12 protein-coding genes are annotated in these 19,735 nt (G+C 61.6%); 11 read left to right on the top strand and 1 reads right to left on the bottom strand.

Annotated features, from left to right (window positions below; all coding sequences use genetic code 11):
- The first annotated feature begins 87 nt into the window (after nt 1-87).
- From BFQ03_RS21505 to BFQ03_RS21490, 4 genes are all read left to right on the top strand, one after another.
- Entirely contained in the window at nt 88-2,658 is a 2,571-nt protein-coding gene (locus BFQ03_RS21505; protein WP_065943992.1) for a TonB-dependent receptor, read from the top strand.
- Between the two features lie 127 nt (nt 2,659-2,785).
- Nucleotides 2,786-3,394 (top strand): biliverdin-producing heme oxygenase, encoded by a 609-nt coding sequence (locus tag BFQ03_RS21500; RefSeq protein WP_032862441.1) that lies wholly within the window; start codon nt 2,786-2,788, stop codon nt 3,392-3,394.
- Between the two features lie 161 nt (nt 3,395-3,555).
- Nucleotides 3,556-3,960 (top strand): YbaN family protein, encoded by a 405-nt coding sequence (locus BFQ03_RS21495; protein WP_032862440.1) that lies wholly within the window; start codon nt 3,556-3,558, stop codon nt 3,958-3,960.
- Between the two features lie 124 nt (nt 3,961-4,084).
- Complete coding sequence (locus BFQ03_RS21490; protein ID WP_065943991.1) at nt 4,085-6,223, top strand: methyl-accepting chemotaxis protein; 2,139 nt, start codon at nt 4,085-4,087, stop codon at nt 6,221-6,223.
- Nucleotides 6,224-6,374: 151 nt separating this feature from the next.
- Here BFQ03_RS21490 and BFQ03_RS21485 read toward each other — a convergent pair whose 3' ends face one another.
- Nucleotides 6,375-6,938, bottom strand: a complete 564-nt coding sequence (locus BFQ03_RS21485) for a nitroreductase family protein (protein WP_032862438.1) — start codon at nt 6,936-6,938, stop codon at nt 6,375-6,377.
- A 149-nt stretch (nt 6,939-7,087) separates the two neighbouring features.
- Here BFQ03_RS21485 and BFQ03_RS21480 point away from each other — a divergent pair, with 149 nt between their 5' ends.
- The 7 genes from BFQ03_RS21480 to BFQ03_RS21450 all read left to right on the top strand — a co-directional run bounded on the left by BFQ03_RS21480 (nt 7,088) and on the right by BFQ03_RS21450 (nt 19,485).
- A complete protein-coding gene (locus BFQ03_RS21480; protein WP_065943990.1) occupies nt 7,088-8,518 on the top strand; it encodes a di-heme oxidoreductase family protein in 1,431 nt (476 codons plus the stop codon).
- A gap of 31 nt (nt 8,519-8,549) precedes the next feature.
- A complete protein-coding gene (locus tag BFQ03_RS21475; RefSeq protein ID WP_032862436.1) occupies nt 8,550-9,614 on the top strand; it encodes an imelysin family protein in 1,065 nt (354 codons plus the stop codon).
- Nucleotides 9,615-9,616: 2 nt separating this feature from the next.
- Nucleotides 9,617-10,714 (top strand): DUF1513 domain-containing protein, encoded by a 1,098-nt coding sequence (locus BFQ03_RS21470; RefSeq protein ID WP_065943989.1) that lies wholly within the window; start codon nt 9,617-9,619, stop codon nt 10,712-10,714.
- 204 nt (nt 10,715-10,918) lie between these two features.
- The gene (locus BFQ03_RS21465) at nt 10,919-12,079 is read left to right on the top strand and encodes an efflux RND transporter periplasmic adaptor subunit (RefSeq protein ID WP_065943988.1); all 1,161 of its coding nucleotides are present in this window, start codon (nt 10,919-10,921) and stop codon (nt 12,077-12,079) included.
- On the top strand, nt 12,076-15,132 hold the full coding sequence (locus tag BFQ03_RS21460) for a multidrug efflux RND transporter permease subunit (protein ID WP_065943987.1): 3,057 nt from the start codon (nt 12,076-12,078) through the stop codon (nt 15,130-15,132). The genes BFQ03_RS21465 and BFQ03_RS21460 overlap by 4 nt, the downstream gene beginning before the upstream one ends.
- 153 nt (nt 15,133-15,285) lie before the next feature.
- Entirely contained in the window at nt 15,286-16,449 is a 1,164-nt protein-coding gene (locus BFQ03_RS21455) for an efflux RND transporter periplasmic adaptor subunit (protein ID WP_065943986.1), read from the top strand.
- A gap of 3 nt (nt 16,450-16,452) precedes the next feature.
- Nucleotides 16,453-19,485: a multidrug efflux RND transporter permease subunit gene (locus tag BFQ03_RS21450; protein ID WP_065943985.1), complete on the top strand. Its 3,033-nt coding sequence runs from the start codon at nt 16,453-16,455 to the stop codon at nt 19,483-19,485.
- The last annotated feature ends 250 nt before the right edge of the window (nt 19,486-19,735 follow it).

The following is a 19,735-nucleotide window of genomic DNA, read 5'->3' as shown; positions in this document are numbered from 1 at the left end:
GCTGGTACGTCTCGTCTTAGCCAATGCAACTGATTCCTATTTGATTCAGGTTCGCAACTATAAGACTCGTCCCTCGGAGCGCTCTCGATGTCCTCTCGTTTCAACCGCCGGTCCTCTTCGCCCACGCTGTGCCTGCTGACCGCCGCGATCCTGCTGGCCGGCAGCCCGGTGCTCACGGCCAATGCGGCCGAACCCGCTGCGCGCAGCCACGCCAATTACACCTTCAGCATCGAGCAGCAATCCCTGGTATCGGCGCTCAACGCCTTTACCGCCGTCACCGGCTGGCAGATCGGCCTGCCCGCCGAACTGGGCCAAGGGGTTTCCTCCCCGGGCGCGCGCGGTTCGCTGACCCCGGAAAAAGCCCTGGACCGGCTGTTGGTGGGGACCAACCTGAACTACCGCAAACTGGGCAATAACAACATCGTCCTGGAAAAGCGCACGGCGGGCAGCGCGATCACCCTGCAACAAATGACCATCAGCGCCACCCGCACGGAACAGGCGGTCGATAGCGTGCCCAGCACCGTCAGCGTGCATGAGCGCGAGGAACTGGACCGCCAGAACGTCAACTCCATCCGTGAACTGGTGCGCTACGAGCCCGGTGTCTCGGTCGGCGGCGCCGGCACCCGCTCCGGTAATTCCGGCTACAACATCCGTGGCATCGACGGTGACCGCATCCTCACCCAGGTGGACGGTGTAGAGGTCCCGGACAACTTCTTCAACGGCCCGTACGCCAAGACCCGCCGCAACTATGTCGACCCGGAAATCGTCAAGCGCGTGGAAATCATCCGCGGCCCAGCCTCGGCCCTGTACGGCAGCAGCGCCATCGGCGGCGCCGTCAGCTACTTCACCCTCGACCCGGACGACATCATCAAGCCCGGCCAGGACGTCGGCGCGCGCCTGAAGACCGGCTACAGCTCGGCCGACGAAAGCTGGCTGACCTCCGGCACCGTCGCAGGTCGCGTGCAGGACTTCGATGGCTTGCTGCACCTGAGCCAGCGTAATGGCCATGAGATGGAGTCCTACGACGGCAACAACGCCACCGGCCTGGCCCGCACCGGCGCCAACCCGGAAGACGTGCGCACCACCAACGTGCTGGCCAAGCTGGGCTGGAACTATGGCGAAGACAACCGCCTGGGCCTGACCTACGAGAAGTACAAGGACGACCGCGACATCAACCAGAAAAGCGCGGTGGGCGGGATTTTCCTCGAAGGCCAGGGCATGAATATGTACCGTGACCGTCGCGGCAACGACACCATCACCCGCGAACGCTTTGGCCTGGAAAACAAGTTTTCCCTCGACTCGCCGTTTGCCGATCACATCAAGACCAGCCTCAACTACCAGATCGCCAAGACCGACCAGGCCACCAGCGAAATCTATCAGGTCGGGCGCCGCGTACTGCGGACCCGCGACACCCTCTACGAAGAAAAGCAGTGGGTGTTCGACGCACAGTTGGACAAGGCCTTCGTCATCGGCGACACCGATCACCTGCTGACCTACGGCACCACGATCAAGCAGCAGAAAGTCACCGGCTCCCGTGAAGGCGCGGCGACCTGCCTGGCCGTCGGTGCCGGCTGTACCGCCATCGGCGCACCGAGCCCAACCCCTGCCGACAGCGTGAAAAAAGCCAGCGATTTCCCGGACCCAACCATCAACAGCTACGCGCTGTTCGCCCAGGATCAGATCAGCTGGAATGACTGGACCTTCTTGCCGAGCGTGCGCTACGACTACATCCAGCTCAAACCCAAGCTGACCGAAGAGTTCCTCAACACCACCGACCCGGACCGCAAGTATCCCCACGACGATTCGAACAAAACCTGGCACCGCTTCTCGCCAAAACTCGGCGTGACCTACGCGTTGACCGAGCAATACACCTGGTTCGGCCAATACGCCGAAGGTTTCCGCACACCTTCGGCCAAGGCGTTGTATGGCCGCTTTGAAAACCTTGGCGAAGGTTACGTCGTGGAACCCAACTCCAACCTCAAGCCAGAAACCAGCAAGAGCTATGAAACCGGAATCCGTGGCAATTTCGATGCGGGCAATTTCGACGTCGCCGTGTTCTATAACAAGTACCGCGACTTTATCGACGAAGACAACGCCGTACTGGACCCTGCTGGCAGCACAGTCTTCCAGCCGGGCAATATCAAGCGCGCCACCATCAAGGGCATGGAAGTCAAAGGTCGCTTGAACCTGGACGCCTTCGGCGCACCGCACGGCCTGTATACCAAAGGCGCGATTGCCTACGCCCACGGTCGCAACGACGAAACCGGCCAGCCGCTGAACAGCGTCAACCCGCTCAAGGGCGTGTTTGGCCTGGGCTACGACCAGGACAACTATGGTGCGCTGGTCAGTTGGACCCTGGTCAAGAAACAGAACCGGGTCGACAGCGCCACGTTCTTTACCCCGACCGGCATCAAGGCCAACGGCCCGTTCAAGACCCCGGGCTTTGGCATCGTCGACCTGACGGGTTTCTACAAAGTCACCAACGACCTGACCGTCAATGGCGGCCTGTACAACCTGACCGACAAAAAATACTGGAACTGGGATGACGTGCGCAGCTACGACGGTGTGGGTGAAGCCGGCGTGACCTCGCCGGCCAGCCTGGACCGCCTGACCCAGCCCGGTCGCAACTTCGCGATCAACCTGATCTGGGACATCTGATCCCTGCAACCCCACCCCGCCGGATTTATCGCCAGCGGGGTGAGGTTTTTTTACTGTGACGCGTCTTCTTGTTCGTCTAGTAATAACAGCCTGGCAATAAGGCGCTTTTCCTTCTCAAGGACATCCCATGACCGCTTCCACCACCGCTGAACGTGCAAGCCTGCGCTCCCAGCGCCTGAACCAGATCACCAACGAGCCGCACACCAAGCTCGACGCACTGGTCAAGGCTCACGCCCCATTTGAAACCCAGGCCAACTTCGCCCGTTTCGTCGTCGCCCAGTACCTGTTCCAGTCGGAACTGGTGGCGCTGTACAACGATCCCGAGCTGATCAAGCTGGTGCCTGACCTGGCCGAACGCTGCCGTGCCGAAGCTGCCAAGCTCGACCTCGCCGACCTGGAAACCGCAGTGCCCGCCCCTGTGGCCGGTGCCGTGCAGAACCCAAGCAAGGCCCAAGCCCTGGGTTGGCTGTTCGTGTCCGAAGGTTCCAAGCTGGGCGCTGCGTTCCTGATCAAGCGCGCCGTCGGCCTGGGCCTGAGCGAAACCTTCGGTGCCCGCCACCTGGGCGAACCAGCCGGTGGCCGTGCCGAAGGCTGGAAGAGCTTCACCCGCACCCTCGACGGCCTGGAACTGAGCGCCGAAGAAGAAGCGGCGGCAGAGAAAGGTGCGGTGGATGCATTCGTACGCTTCACCGTGTTGCTTGAACAGGCGTACGCTAGCGCCCCAGAACTGGCCTGACCCACTGCTGGAATGCAATTAATGTGGGAGCTGGCTTGCCTGCGATGCAGGCGCCTCGGTTTATCAGTTGGACCGAGGCGATGCTATCGCAGGCAAGCCAGCGCCCACATTTTGATCGCGCTCCACTTTCAGGTTTTTCGCAACCCATACAAATCGTACCCATGACCGGCACAACCCAATCCTCCTCCAAACTCGCCCGAATCCTGTTCGGCCTGCTGGCCTATGTCAGCCTGGGGATCGGCTTGATTGCGATTGTCGTACCGGGCCTGCCCACCACCGAATTCATCCTGCTGGCTGCCTGGGCTGCCACCAAGAGCTCGCCACGCCTGAGCGCCTGGCTGGAAAACCACCGCCTGTTCGGGCCGATCCTGTTCAACTGGCGCAACGGCAAGATCATCGCGCGCCGGGCCAAGGTCAGCGCCACCGTGAGCATGCTGCTGTGTGCCGGCCTGATGCTGGTGATGCTCGATCACGGCTGGCCGATCTACCTGGCCATCGCAGGGATGAGCCTGGGCAACCTGTGGATCTGGTCACGCCCCGAACGCCTCGCGCAAACCGCTGCCTGAGCGCTACCGCTCATCGCCTGCCCCTCATGAATTACTCGCCGGTGCCGATGTTGCGGGCATAGCGCCGAATGGACTTGGCCGTTGCCCTGCTTGCACACCAATAAGTCCAATCGCGAGTAAGCCCATGTTCGACACCCTCTCCATCCGCTTGAAAATCGTGCTGCTGTCTGGCCTCTGCCTGTTGGGAGTGATTGCGCTGATCGTCAGCCTGAATATCTACCAGGCCAACCAGAACGACCAACTGGTCAGCGCCCAAAGTTCACGCATGCTCACCACCAGCGTGGAGAACCTGCTCCAGGCCAAGGCCGCCGAGCAGGCCGTGCAACTGCAGAAAGCCTTCGGCGAGAGCCTGTTGGTGGTCACCGCCCTCGCCGATCAGGTCAAGGACTTGCGCAACATGGCCGCCAAGCGCTCGCTGGAAGCGGGGGCCGTGCGCGAGGAACTCAACCAGCGGATCAAGACCGCCTTCGAGCGCAATACCAAGGTGCTGGGGATCTGGTTGTCGTTTGAACCCAACGGCCTGGATGGCAGGGACAGCGAATTTGTCGACGACAAACTGCGCGCCTCCAACGAAGTCGGGCGCTTTTCCAGCTATTGGAGCCGCGCCGGCGGTGAAGGCCTGAACACGGTGATGGTGGAAGCGGACCTGACCAAGACCACCCTCAATCTTAGTGGTACGCCCTACAACATCTGGTACACCTGCCCACGGGATACCCGCAGCGTTTGCCTGCTGGACCCGTATGCCGACGAAGTCGCCGGCAAGTCGATGCTGATGACCACGATCTCGCTGCCGCTGCTGGCAGATGGCAAGGTGATTGGTGTGATCGGCGTCGACATTGCCCTGGATGCCCTGCAAGCGGCCGCCAATACCGCGCAAAAAGAGCTGTTCGACGGCACCGGAATCATGGAAATCCTCTCCGGCAGTGGCCTGATTGCCAGCTACAGCGGCGAGCCGGACAAGGTCGGCAAGAGCATCGTTGATGTGCTGGGTGGCGAAGGCAAAGAGATCGTGCAACTGCTGGCCAGTGACACCCGCAAGGTCCGCGAGCAGGACGATACAATCCGTGCGGTGTACCCGGTCAAGCCGATTGCCGAGGCCAAGCCCTGGGGCGTGGTGATCAAACTGCCCAAGGACGTGCTGCTGGCCGATTCGGTCAAGCTGCAAGGCGTGCTCGACGACGCCCAGGCCCGTGGCACACTGCAGGCATTGCTGGTGGGCGCTGCGGCCGGCCTGCTGGGCCTGTTGCTGATGTGGCTGACGGCCACGGGCGTGACCCGCCCGATCAACAGCGTGGCGGCGATGCTCAAGGACATTGCCAGCGGCGACGGGGACCTGACCCAACGCCTGGCCTACACGAAAAAAGACGAACTGGGGGAACTGGTCGGCTGGTTCAATCGTTTCCTCGACAAGTTGCAACCGACCATCGCCCAGATCAAGCAGAGCATCACCGAAGCCCGTGGCACCGCTGATCAGTCCTCGGAAATCGCGCGCCAGACCAGCGAAGGCATGCAGGTGCAGTTTCGCGAGATCGACCAGGTGGCGACCGCCTCCAACGAGATGAGCGCCACCGCCCATGATGTGGCCAACAGCGCCTCAAACGCTGCCAGTGCAGCTCGCGGCGCCGATCAGTCAGCCCGCGAGGGCCTGGCGATCATCGAGCGCAGCACCCGTGACATCACCACCCTCGCCGAAGAAGTCAGCAAGGCAGTGACCGAAGTCGAAGCCCTGGCGGTCAACAGCGAGCAGATCGGCTCGGTGCTGGAAGTGATCCGCAGCATTGCCGAGCAGACCAACCTGCTGGCCCTCAATGCCGCGATTGAAGCCGCGCGCGCCGGGGAAAGCGGGCGTGGTTTCGCGGTGGTGGCGGACGAAGTGCGCAACCTGGCCCGACGTACCCAGGATTCGGTGGAGGAAATCCGCCTGGTGATCGAACGCATCCAGAGCGCGACCCGTGGGGTGGTGACCACCATGCATTCGAGCCAGAGCCAGGCGCAGAACAATGCCGGGCAGATCCAGCAGGCGGTTCAGGCCCTGGGCAAGATCAGCGATGCAGTGACGGTGATCAGCGACATGAACCTGCAAATCGCCAGCGCCGCCGAAGAACAGAGCGCCGTGGCCGAAGAGGTCAACCGCAATGTTTCGGCCATTCGTACCGTGACCGAGACCCTGACCGGCCAGGCGACGGAGTCGGCGGCGATCAGCAGCCAATTGAACGCATTGGCCAACCAGCAGATGAAGCTGATGGATCAGTTCCGGGTCTGAAAACACCGGATACCCATGTGGGAGCTGGCTTGTGTGGGAGCTGGCTTGCCTGCGATAGCATCACCTCTGTGTAACTGATGCACCGAGGCGTCTGTATCGCAGGCAAGCCAGCTCCCACACAAGCAGCTTCAACATTTGGATGTGGTTGGTATCAGAGACCGGTCCAGGCACTGACAAACGCCGTGATGTCTTCCTTTGCCGCCGTACGCGGCGGGTTCTGCGCGGTGCCCAGGTAGAGGAAGCCAATCACCTCCTCACCCGCGCCCAGCCCCAACCCCTTGGCCACATGCGCCGAATACGACAACTCCCCGGTCCGCCACACCGCACCAATCCCCTGGGCGTACGCCGCCAGCAGGATGCCGTGGGCCGCACAGGCGGCCGCCAGCAGCTGCTCGGACTTGGGCACCTTGAAGTGTTCCTGCAGACGGGCAATCACCACCACCACCAACGGCGCACGCAATGGACCGTTCTGTGCCTTGTCGATCACCGCTTGCGGTGCCGCGGGGTCTTGCAGGCGGGCCGCTTCGGCCAGCAGGGTGCCCATTTGCTCGCGGGCCGGGCCTTCCACGGTGAGGAAGCGCCAAGGCCGCAACTGGCCGTGGTCCGGCGCACGCATGGCTGCCGCGAACAGCACTTCGCGCTGTTCGGCAGTGGGGGCCGGCTCCAGCAGGCGCGGCACGGAAACACGGTTGAGCAAAGCGTCGAGAGCCTGCATTGGCCACCTCCAGGAAAAATGTGCGGCCATTCTAGCGGGAATGCATCAGATTGGAGCAAACGATAATTGCTCTTATTCAATCCGCCCTGCCCTGTTAGACTTTGCCCCCTGAATTTCATCCACCGTCGCCCGTCTTTTCAGGATTACCGATGCCCCGTTTGCTTCTTCGCCTGTCTGCACTCTTGATGGCCGTGAGCCTGAGTGCCTGCGATGACGCCCCGCCGCCGACATTTACCCAGGCCGAGCCGGGTGAGGCGCGTTCGGGAGGCAGCACGACGGTAAGGAAGACCGACCAGAATGCCTTCTCGCTGCCGTCGGCCAACTTGGCGCCGACGCGCCGCCTGGATTTCAGCGTCGGCAACAGCTTTTTCCGCAACCCGTGGGTGATCGCCCCGGCCACCACCACGGCCCGTGATGGGCTGGGACCACTGTTCAACACCAACGCCTGCCAGAACTGCCACATCAAGGACGGGCGCGGCCATCCGCCCTTGCCTGAGGCCAGCAATGCGGTGTCGATGCTGGTGCGCCTGTCGATTCCGGATTCACCGCCCTACGCCAAGGTCATCGAGCAACTGGGTGTCGTCCCGGAGCCAGTCTATGGTGGCCAACTGCAGGACATGGCCGTGCCAGGTGTGGTCCCGGAAGGCAAGGTGCGGGTCGACTACACGCCGGTCAACGTCACGTTCAAGGACGGCACGGTGGTCGAGTTGCGCAAGCCAACCCTGCAAATCACTCAGCTCGGCTATGGCCCGATGCATCCGGATACGCGGTTTTCCGCGCGCGTGGCCCCGCCGATGATCGGCCTGGGCCTGCTTGAAGCCATCAGCGATGCGGACATCCTGCAAAACGCCAGCAAACGCCCGGATAAAAATGGCGTGCTCGGCCGCCCGAACTGGGTCTGGGATGATGCCCAGCAAAAAACCGTGCTCGGGCGCTTTGGTTGGAAAGCCGGGCAACCGAACCTCAATCAACAAAATGTTCACGCGTTCTCGGGTGATATGGGCCTGACGACCAGCCTGAGACCCTTCGATGACTGCACCGACGCCCAGGTTGCCTGTAAGCAGGCGCCCAACGGCAACGGCGAAAATGGCGAGCAGGAAGTCAGCGATAACATCCTGCGCCTGGTGCTGTTCTACACCCGCAACCTGGCCGTACCGGCGCGCCGTGATGTCAATGAGCAGCAAGTGCTAGCCGGTAAGAACCTGTTCTTCCAGGCGGGTTGCCAGTCGTGCCATACGCCGAAATTCACCACCGCAGGCAACGCCGCTGAACCTGAGCTGGCCAACCAGGTAATCCGCCCCTACAGCGACCTGTTGTTGCACGACATGGGCGAAGGCCTGGCCGATAACCGTACCGAATTCAAGGCCGGTGGCCGCGACTGGCGCACGCCGCCGTTGTGGGGCATTGGCCTGACGCAAAATGTCAGTGGCCACACCCAGTTGCTGCATGACGGCCGCGCCCGCAACCTGCTTGAAGCCGTGCTGTGGCACGGTGGTGAAGCCCAGGCGGCGCAACAGCATGTGTTGTCATTTAGCGCCGAGCAGCGCGCCGCGTTGCTCGCGTTCCTGAATTCTCTATAAGCTTTGCCCCAATTAATGAAGGGAGCTCGACATGTTCCGTCCCAAGTTGTTGTTCACCAGCCTTGCCGCCCTCGCCCTGGGCGCCTGCTCGCCACAGGATCCGCAAGCGGTTACCTCGGCCGCCATCGCCAAGCAAGTGATCCTGCCGACCTACAGCCGCTGGGTCGAAGCTGACCGGCAACTGGCCGTCAGTGCCCTGGCTTACTGCCAAGGCAAGGAATCCCTGGAAACCGCGCGCGCCGACTTCCTTCACGCGCAAAAAGCCTGGGCCGAGTTGCAACCGCTGTTGATCGGCCCGCTGGCCGAGGGCAACCGCGCCTGGCAGGTGCAGTTCTGGCCGGACAAGAAAAACCTCGTCGGCCGTCAGGTCGAGCAACTGGCCACTGCCCAGCCGCAGATCGATGCCGCCGCCCTGGCCAAGTCCAGCGTCGTGGTGCAAGGCCTGTCGGCCTACGAATACATTCTGTATGACGCCAAGACCGACATCGCCAACGATGCCCAGAAAGCCCGCTACTGCCCACTGCTGATCGCCATCGGTGAGCGCCAGAAACAACTCGCCGAGGAAATCCTCGCCAGTTGGAACAGCACCGACGGCATGCTCGCGCAGATGACCAAGTTCCCGAACCAGCGCTACGCCGATTCCCACGAAGCCATCGCCGAGCTGCTGCGCGTGCAGGTCACGGCCCTGGACACCCTGAAGAAAAAACTCGGCACGCCGATGGGTCGCCTGTCCAAGGGTATCCCGCAGCCGTTCCAGGCCGATGCGTGGCGTAGCCAGTCGTCCCTGCAAGGCTTGCAAGCCAGCCTCGCGGCGGCCCAGACCGTGTGGGTCGGGGTCGACAACAAGGGCCTGCGCGGCCTGCTGCCCGCCGACCAGAAGCCTTTGGCCGAGAAGATCGACGCTGCCTACGCCGCCTCACTCAAACTGTTCGACAGCAACCAGCGTTCGCTCAATGAACTGCTGGCCGATGACGCCGGGCGCCAGCAACTCAACGACATCTACGACAGCCTCAACGTCGTCCACCGCCTGCATGAGGGCGAACTGGCCAAGGCGCTGGGCATCCAACTGGGCTTCAACGCCAACGACGGTGACTGATGATGCTCAGGCGACAGGCTTTGGCCATCGGCAGCGTGCTGCTCAGTGCAATCACCCTGGGCGGCTGGACGCTGTTCAAGCGCAAGGGCGACAGCCCGCTGCTGCTGTCGGCCCGGGATGATGCCGACGGCAAGCACTACGCCGTCGGTTATCGCCTGGACGGCAGCCAGGTGTTCGCGACCCAGGTCGGCCAGCGCTGCCACGACATCATCAACCACCCGACCCTGCCCATCGCCCTGTTCGTGGCCCGCCGCCCGGGCACCGAGAGCTACCTGGTAGACCTGCGCGACGGCACGCTGCTGCAAACCGTGACGTCCCAGGCCAACCGGCACTTCTATGGGCATGCGGTGATCCACAAGAGCGGCGACTGGCTGTACGCCACGGAAAACGACACCACCGACCCCGGTCGCGGCCTGTTGGGGGTATACAAGTTCGAAGGTGAGCGCCTGGTACACCGTGGCGAGATCTCCACCCACGGCATCGGCCCGCACCAGGTGTCGTGGATGCCCGATGGAGAAACCCTGATCGTGGCCAATGGCGGCATCCGCACCGAGGCCGAAAGCCGGGTCGAGATGAACCTCAACGCCATGGAGCCCAGCCTGGTGCTGATGCAGCGTGACGGTACGCTGTTGAGCAAGGAAACCCTCGGCCAGCAGATGAACAGCGTGCGCCATATGGGGATCGCCAGCGACGGCACGATCCTCACCGGGCAGCAGTTCATGGGGCCTTCGCAGGAGCGATCCGAATTGTTGGCAATCAAGCGTCCGGGGCAACCGTTCGTGGCGTTCCCGGTGGCGGATGAGCAGTTGCAGGCCATGGGGCACTACACCGCCAGCGTGGCTGTGCACAGTGAGTTGCGCCTGGTGGCACTGACCGCACCACGGGGCAATCGCTTTTTTATCTGGGACATGGACAGCGGCGAACTGCGTCTGGACGGGCCGTTGCCCGACTGCGCCGGCGTGGGTGCGGTGGCAGACGGGTTTGTCGTGACCTCGGGCCAGGGCCGTTGTCGCTTCTACGATTGCCGGCAGCCACAACTGGTGGCCAAGCCCCTGGAATTGCCCGCCGGGTTTTGGGATAACCATCTGCATCTGGTCTGAAACCACTGCATCGCTCCCGGGCTGACACCTGGGAGCCCATCCCCAGAACAAATCCTACGCAGCCTGCGAAAGCGCCCTCAACGAGGGACCAGCCTTCTTACAGGTACTCGCGAATTTCCGCCTTATAGCACCCGCCTTTCTCGTGAAGACTGCGTGGCTCAGCGTGCGCCCCCCGCACCACGTCACCCTCACAAGGAAGAACCTATGCCGGGCCGCCGGATGATTACCATGCTCAGCATTGTCCTGTTGGCCGTGCTGATGCTCGCCAGCTATAAGGCATTCTGGGTTTACCAACAGTTGCAGCTGCTGCATGCGCCCAAGCCGCCCGTCAGTGTGGCGGTCGCCAATGCCGTCGAAAAAACCTGGCAGCGCCAATTGCCAGCGGCGGGAACACTCAAGGCGCTGCAAGGCATCAACCTGAGTATCGAGGTGCCCGGCATCGTCACCCAGTTGCATTTCGACTCGGGGCAAGCCGTCAAGGCCGGGCAAACCCTGCTGCAACTCGAACACCAGACCGAACAGGCCGAGTTGGACGTGGCCCTGGCTGACCGCAGCCTGGCGCGGCAGAATTTCCAGCGCGGGCAGAAACTGGTGGGGATCAAGGCCATCTCCCAAGGCGAGTTCGATCGGCTGTCTGCCGAACTCAACCGCAACAACGCCCTGGTTGCCCAGCGCCGCTCGACCCTGACCAAAAAAAGCATCGTTGCTCCGTTCGACGGCACGATCGGCATTCGCCAAGTCGATATCGGCGACAACCTGCAAAGCGCCACGGTAATCGCCAGCCTGCAGGACACCCAGAGCCTTTACGTGGATTTCCATGTGCCTGAACAAGCCGTGCAACTGATCGAAGTCGGCCAGGCGGTGCAGATTGAAGTTTCGGCGCGGCCAGGGCTGGTCAGTCTCGCCAGCGTCAGCGCCATCAACCCCATTGTCGACGACAACACCCGAAATGTGTTGGTGCGCGCCACCTTGAGCAACCCGTCCAACGACCTGCTGCCGGGGATGTTCGCCCACTTGCAGGTGCTGTTGGCCAACCCGGCCGTGCACGTGGTGATTCAGGAGAGCGCAATCGCCTACAGCCCCTACGGCCAGTATGTATACGTCGTGACACCACGCAAAAACAGCGAGGGACGCGACGAACTCGATGGCGAGGGCAAGCCGGTCCTGATCGCCGAACAACGCCTGGTCGAAACCGGCGAACGGCGCGCCGGCGAGATCGTGATTGCCAAGGGCTTGAACAAGGGCGAACAGATCGTCACCGCCGGCCAGATCAAGCTGCAAAACGGTACCCCGATACGCATCGGTATCGACAAGAACCAGCCTGCTGAACGGCCCCTGACCACTCAGCGGGAGAACGCTGAATGACGTTCACCGACCTGTTTATCCGCCGCCCCGTGCTGGCCCTGGTTGTCAGCCTGCTGATCGTGTTGCTGGGATGGCAGGCCTACGGGCAATTACCCCTGCGCCAGTTCCCCCAGATGGAAAATGCGCTGATTACCGTAACCACGCTTGCTCCGGGCTCCAGTGCCGAGACCGTACAGAGCTACATCACACAACCGCTGCAGAAAAGCCTGGCCAGTGCGCAAGGCATCGACTACATGCGCTCCTCCAGCCGCCAGAATGTGTCCGTTATTTCAATCTATGGCCGGGTCGGTGCCGACAGCGACCGTTTGTTCACCGAACTGCTGGCCAAGACCAATGAAGTGAGGAACCAGCTACCCAGGGAGATTGAAGATCCGGTCCTGAACAAAGTCGCGGCAGACAACACCGCGCTCATGTACCTGAGTTTTTCCAGCGACACCATGAACAATGCGCAGATCACCGACTTCTTGCTGCGGGTGGTGCAGCCTCGGCTGGTGACGCTGCCGGGCATGGCCGAAGCCCAGATCATCGGCAACCAGAGCTTTGCCATGCGCCTGTGGCTGGACCCGCTGAAACTCGCGGGATTTGGCTTGAGCGCCAGCGATGTAACGCAGGCCGTCAAGCGCTACAACGTCCAGTCTATCGCCGGCGACGCCACCGGTGAGTTTGTCGTGACCAGTGTCACGGCCAATACCGAACTGCAAACGGTTGAAGGCTTCAAGGCCATCACCTTGAAAACCAATGGCGACAGCCAGGTACGCCTCGGTGATGTGGCGCGGGTGGAATTGGGCGCGCAGAACTACGACAGTTTCAGTTCATTCAACGGTCTGCCCGCAACTTATATCAGCATCAAGCCAACCCCCGATGCCAACCCGCTGGAGCTGGGCAAGCGCGTACGCGACCTGTTGCCGGACTTGCAGGCGCAGTTACCGCCGCACCTGCAAGCGGATATCGCCTACGACTCGACGCTGTATATCAACGCCTCTATCGACCATGTGCTGTCGAGCCTGATGGAAGCCATCCTGATTGTGGTGCTGGTGGTGTTTTTGTTTCTTGGCTCGTTGCGCTCGGTGGTGATTCCCGTCATCACCATTCCCCTGTCACTGGTCGGCACACTGTTCTTCATGCAACTGATGGGTTACTCGATCAACGTCCTGACGCTGCTGGCCATGGTGTTGGCCATCGGCCTGGTGGTCGATGATGCCATTGTGATGATGGAGAACATCCATCGGCATATCGAAAAAGGCCGATCGCCCCTCGAAGCGGCAATCAAGGGCGCCAGGGAGGTGTGCATGCCGGTGATTTCCATGACGATCACCCTGGCCGCGGTGTATGCCCCCATCGGCTTCCTCCAGGGGTTGACCGGTGCGCTGTTCAAGGAGTTTGCCCTGACCCTGGCCGGCGCCGTGGTGATTTCCGGCATCGTCGCGCTGACGCTGTCACCAATGATGTGCGCCCTGCTGCTGCGCCCTGAAGAACAGCCGCAGGGCCTGCACCTGCACCTGGAGCGACTCTTCGACAACCTGAAACAGCGTTATCAGCGGCGGCTGCATCAGATCATGGAGGCACAGTCGGTGGTCATCGTATTCGCCCTGCTTGTCCTCGGCCTGATTCCGGCCATGCTCACGTTCACCCTGTCGGAGTTGGCCCCCGATGAGGACCAGGGCCTGATCTTCATCCTCTCCAGCGCACCGCAGCCGACCAACCTGGCCTACCTCAACACCTACACCCAGGACTTTATCGAGCAGTTCCAGACCGTGCCCGAGTACCAGGCCTCGTTCCAGATCAATGGCCTGGATGGCGTGCATTCGGGCGTCGGCGGCTTCCTGCTCAAGCCCTGGGACCAGCGCGAGCGCTCACAGATGGAGGTCCTGGTGCCGCTACGCGAAAAGCTCGATAACATCCCCGGCCTGCAAGTCTTTGCCTTCAACCTGCCGTCCTTGCCGGGTACGGGCGAGGGCCTGCCCTTTGGCTTTGTCATCAGTTCCCAGCAGGATCATCAATCGATGTTGGAGGTGGCCGAGCGCGTCAAGCAACGGGCGATCGACTCGGGGAAATTTGCCTATGTGGATATCGACCTGGCATTCGACCGGCCTGAAGTGGTGATCGACATTGACCGGGCCAAGGCCGCGCAGATGGGCGTATCCATGGAAGACCTGAGCCTGACCCTGGCGACGCTGCTGGCCGAAACGGAAATCAACCGGTTTCGGATTGATGGCAATCTCTACAAGGTCATTGCCCAGGTCGAGCGTACCTACCGGGACAATCCGGACTGGCTGAGTCACTACAACGTAAAAACGGCCAAAGGCCAATTATTGCCCTTGTCGACACTGATCACCGTCTCCAGCCAAGAGGTCCGCCCCCGGCAGTTGAATCAGTTCCAGCAGCTCAATTCAGTGCTGGTCTCGGCGTATCCGATTGTGGGCATGAGCAACGCCCTTGAGACCGTGCAAGCCATCGCCCTGGAGGAGGCCCCGACGGGCTACACCTTCGACTACAGCAACGCCACGCGCCAGTTTGTACAAGAGGGGAATGCGCTGTGGGGTACGTTCGGCCTGGCACTGGCAATTATCGGCCTGGTGCTGGCGGCCCAGTTTGAAAGCCTGCGTGACCCGCTGGTGATCCTGGTGACCGTGCCGCTGTCGATATGCGGTGCGCTGATTGCGCTGTTCCTGGGCTGGTCCACGTTGAACATTTACACGCAAATCGGCTTGGTTACGTTGATTGGCCTGATCAGCAAGCACGGCATCCTGATCGTCGAGTTCGCCAATCAATTGCGCAAGGAACAAGGCCTGTCGGCGCGTGCCGCCATCGAGGAGGCCGCCGCTATCCGCTTGCGGCCGGTGTTGATGACCACCATCGCTACCGTGCTGGGGGTGGTCCCACTGGTGTTTTCCAGCGGTGCGGGCGCGGTCAGTCGGTTTGATATCGGCATGGTGATCGCCACCGGCATGTCGATCGGGACGTTGTTCACCTTGTTTGTCCTGCCGTCGGTGTATACGGCGTTGGCCAAGCGCGACAACCGGCTGGAACACACCCTTGAGAGAAAGGACTGACAACCCTTTCTCACCCCTGGACGCCCCGAAACCATTGCGCTTGAGCCTGCCCTCAGGTTGTGAAATTTACCAGTTGGAATCCCCCCGAAACTCGGAGTAATGTGCCAAATCGTTCGTCTTCGTCTGCCTCAGTTTTTTCCAAGGAACCGGAATATGCTGCGTCGTCGCATGCTGATCATGTTGGCCGTTGTGCTGTTGATTGTCCTGCTGCTGGGGGGCTATAAGGCCTTCTCCATTTACCAGCAGATCCAGGTCTTTTCCGCCCCCAAACCGCCGATCAGCGTGGCGGTGGCCACGGCGGTCGAACAACCCTGGCAACAGCGCCTGCCGGCGGTGGGCACGCTCAAGGCCTTGCAAGGGGTGAACCTTGCCCTGGAGATCGCCGGCACCGTCAAGGCCGTGCAGTTCGAGTCCGGGCAGAAGGTCAAGGCCGGGCAACCACTGGTGCAACTGGACAGCGCGGTGGAAGACGCCCTGCTGCAAACCGCCCAGGCCGACCTGGGCCTGGCCCAGCTCGATTACGGGCGCGGCAGCCAACTGGTGGGCAGCCAGGCAATCTCCAAGGGTGAGTTCGACCGACTCTCGGCGCAACTGCAAAAAAACAAGGCCACGGTCAACCAGCTCAAGGCATCCCTGGCCAAGAAACACATCGTCGCACCGTTCAGCGGCACCATCGGCATTCGCCAGGTCGACGTGGGCGACTACCTGGCCAGCGGCACGGTGATCGCCACCTTGCAGGACCTGAGCAGCCTCTATGTGGATTTCTATGTGCCTGAACAAGCGGTGCCCAGACTGGCCGTCGGCCAGGCGGTACAGGTGCAAGTCTCGGCCTACCCGAAACTGACCTTCCCCGGCACCCTCAGCGCCATCAACCCCAAAGTTGAGAGCAGCACCCGTAACGTGCTGGTACGCGCCACCCTGGCCACCCCTGACAATCAACTACTACCGGGTATGTTCAGCAACCTGCAAGTGCTGTTGCCCGACCCACAAGCGCAGGTGGTGGTGCCGGAAAGTGCAATTACCTACACCCTCTACGGCAACTCAGCCTACGTGGTCGCACAGAAAAAGGCCGAGGACGGCAGCCTCGAAAAAGGAGCCGATGGCCAACCGATATTGATCGCCGAACGACGGTTTATCGAGACCGGCGAGCGGCGCGACGGCCTGGTGCTGGTCAGCAAGGGCCTGAGCAGTGGCGAGCAAGTGGTGAGTGCCGGGCAGATCAAGCTCGACACCGGTGCGCATATCGCCATCACCGCGGATAAAAACCTGCCGGCCGCCCCGGGCCAACCCCCGCGCAACGACGGTTCAAGGAACTGAGCCATGGCGTTTACCGATACGTTTATCCGCCGCCCGGTGCTGGCCATGGTGGTCAGCCTGCTGATCGTGCTGCTGGGTTTCCAGGCCTACAGCAAACTGCCACTGCGCCAATACCCGTCCATGGAAAACGCCCTGATCACTGTGACCACCGCGTACCCCGGGGCCAATGCCGAGACGATCCAGGGTTACATCACACAACCCTTGCAACAAAGCCTGGCGAGCGCCGAAGGCATCGACTACATGACCTCGGTCAGTCGCCAGAACTTCTCGGTGATTTCCATCTATGCGCGGATCGGCGCCAACAGCGACCGCCTGTTCACCGAACTGCTGGCCAAGGCCAACGAGGTGAAGAACAAGCTGCCGCAAGACGCTGAAGATCCGGTATTGAGCAAAGAGGCTGCGGATGCTTCGGCGCTGATGTACATCAGTTTCTCCAGCCAGCAACTGAGCAACCCGCAGATCACCGACTACCTGTCGCGGGTGATCCAGCCCAAACTGGCGACCCTGCCCGGCATGGCCGAAGCCGAGATCCTCGGCAATCAGGTATTTGCCATGCGCCTGTGGCTGGACCCGGTCAAGCTCGCCGGTTTCGGCCTGAGCGCCGGTGACGTCACCAATGCCGTGCGCAACTACAACTATCTCTCCGCCGCCGGCGAAGTGAAGGGCGAGTATGTCGTCACCAGCATCAACGCCAATACCGACCTCAAGACCGCCGAAGCCTTCGCCGCCATCACCGTGAAGACCGATGGCGACAGCCGGGTGCTGCTGGGTGACGTGGCCCGGGTGGAAATGGGCGCAGAGAACTACAACGCCATCAGCTCCTTTGGTGGCACGCCCTCGGTGTACATCGGCATCAAGGCCACTCCCAGCGCCAACCCGCTGGATGTGATCAAGGAAGTACGCAAGATCATGCCGGAGCTGGAATCCCAGCTACCGCCCAATCTCAAGGCAGAAATTGCCTACGACGCCACGCTGTTTATCCAGGCGTCCATCAACGAGGTGGTCAAGACCCTGTTTGAAGCCGTGCTGATCGTGATAGTCGTAGTGTTCCTGTTTCTCGGGGCATTGCGCTCGGTGGTGATCCCGGTGGTCACCATCCCGCTGTCGATGATTGGCGTGCTGTTTTTCATGCAGTTGATGGGCTACTCCATCAACCTGCTGACACTCCTGGCGATGGTGCTGGCCATCGGCCTGGTGGTGGACGACGCGATTGTGGTGGTGGAGAACATCCACCGCCATATCGAACAAGGCAAGACGCCACTTGATGCCGCGCTGGAAGGCGCGCGGGAGATTGCCGTGCCGGTGGTGTCGATGACCATCACCCTGGCGGCGGTGTACGCGCCCATCGGTTTCCTGGAGGGATTGACCGGGGCGTTGTTCAAGGAATTCGCCCTGACCCTGGCCGGCGCGGTGGTGATCTCCGGCATCGTCGCCCTGACCCTGTCTCCGATGATGTGTGCCTTGCTGTTGCGCCACGATGAAAACCCCACGGGCCTGGCCCATCGCCTGGACCGGATCTTCGAAGGCCTCAAGCGCCGCTACCAGAGCCTGTTGCACGGCACCTTGAACACCCGGCCGGTGGTAATTGTGTTTGCCTTGATCGTGCTGTGCCTGATCCCAGTGTTCCTCAAGTTCACCCAGTCGCAACTGGCCCCGGACGAAGACCAGGGCATCATCTTCATGATGGCCAGCGCGCCGCAGCCGACCAACCTGGACTACCTGAACACCTACACCGACGAGTTCATCACGATCTTCAAGGACTTCCCGGAGTACTACTCCTCGTTCCAGATCAATGGGTTCAATGGTGTGCAATCGGGGATTGGCGGTTTCCTGCTCAAACCGTGGAACGAGCGCGACCGCACGCAGATGCAGATCCTGCCTGAAGTGCAGAAACGCCTGGAGCAGATCCCCGGTTTGCAAGTGTTCGGCTTCAACCTGCCCTCGCTGCCAGGCACCGGCGAAGGCCTGCCCTTCGGTTTTGTGATCAACACACCAAATGACTATGAGTCATTGCTGCAAGTGGCCAACCGCGTGAAGAAACGCGCCATGGAGTCGGGCAAGTTTGCCTTTGTCGATATCGACCTGGCGTTCGATAAACCCGAGGTGGTGGTGGACATCGACCGCGCCAAAGCGGCGCAGATGGGGGTGTCGATGCAGGATCTGGGCAGCACCCTGGCGACCTTGCTGGCGGAGGCCGAAATCAACCGGTTCACCATTGACGGGCGCAGCTACAAGGTCATCGCCCAGGTCGAACGGGCCTATCGGGATAACCCCGAGTGGCTGAACAACTACTACGTGAAAAACACCCAGGGCGAACTGTTGCCGCTGTCGACCTTGATCAGCGTCAGCGACCGCGCACGGCCGCGACAGCTCAATCAGTTCCAGCAACTCAACTCGGCCCTGATCTCGGGCTTTCCGATTGTCAGCATGGGCGAAGCCATCGACACCGTGCGCCAGATTGCCATCGAAGAAACCCCGGCCGGCTACGCCTTTGACTACAGCGGCGCGTCGCGCCAGTTCATCCAGGAAGGCAGTGCGCTGTGGGTCACCTTTGGCCTGGCACTGGCGATCATCTTCCTCGTGCTGGCCGCGCAGTTCGAGAGCTTCCGTGACCCGCTGGTGATACTGGTGACGGTGCCACTGTCGATCTGCGGCGCGTTGATCCCGTTGTTCCTCGGCTGGTCGAGCATGAACATCTACACCCAGGTGGGGCTGGTGACGTTGATCGGGCTGATCAGCAAGCATGGGATCCTGATCGTCGAATTTGCCAACCAGTTGCGCAAGGACAAGGGCCTGACACCCCGTGAAGCGGTGGAAGAAGCGGCGGCCATTCGCCTGCGCCCGGTATTGATGACCACGGCGGCGATGGTGTTTGGCATGGTGCCGTTGATCTTGGCTACTGGGGCTGGGGCGGTCAGTCGGTTTGATATCGGGATGGTGATTGCTACGGGGATGTCGGTGGGGACGCTGTTTACTTTGTTTGTGTTGCCGTGTGTGTATACGTTGTTGGCTAAGCGTGGTCCCTTGGCGGATTGAGTACATATCCATTTCTGCGGTAACGGTGGCTATTGGTTCCGCCCTTACGGCGGGTCACTTTCGAAGAGCGCGAAACTAACCAAAGCGCTCTTGCCCCACCACTCGGCACCTCGCCTAGGCTCGGTGTGCCCGTCATCCGACATTGATTTGGGGGGGCGCCGCGATGGGCCATCCATGGCCCAGCGCGGCTAAACCGGCGTCCTGCCGGTTTACCCCCCAAATCAATATCGGATGACGGCCAGCGTGGTTT

This window comes from Pseudomonas sp. 25 R 14, from assembly GCF_900004755.1.
In the GTDB taxonomy this organism is placed as follows: Bacteria; Pseudomonadota; Gammaproteobacteria; order Pseudomonadales; family Pseudomonadaceae; genus Aquipseudomonas; species Aquipseudomonas brenneri.
This window is presented reverse-complemented; position numbering and strand designations above follow the sequence as displayed.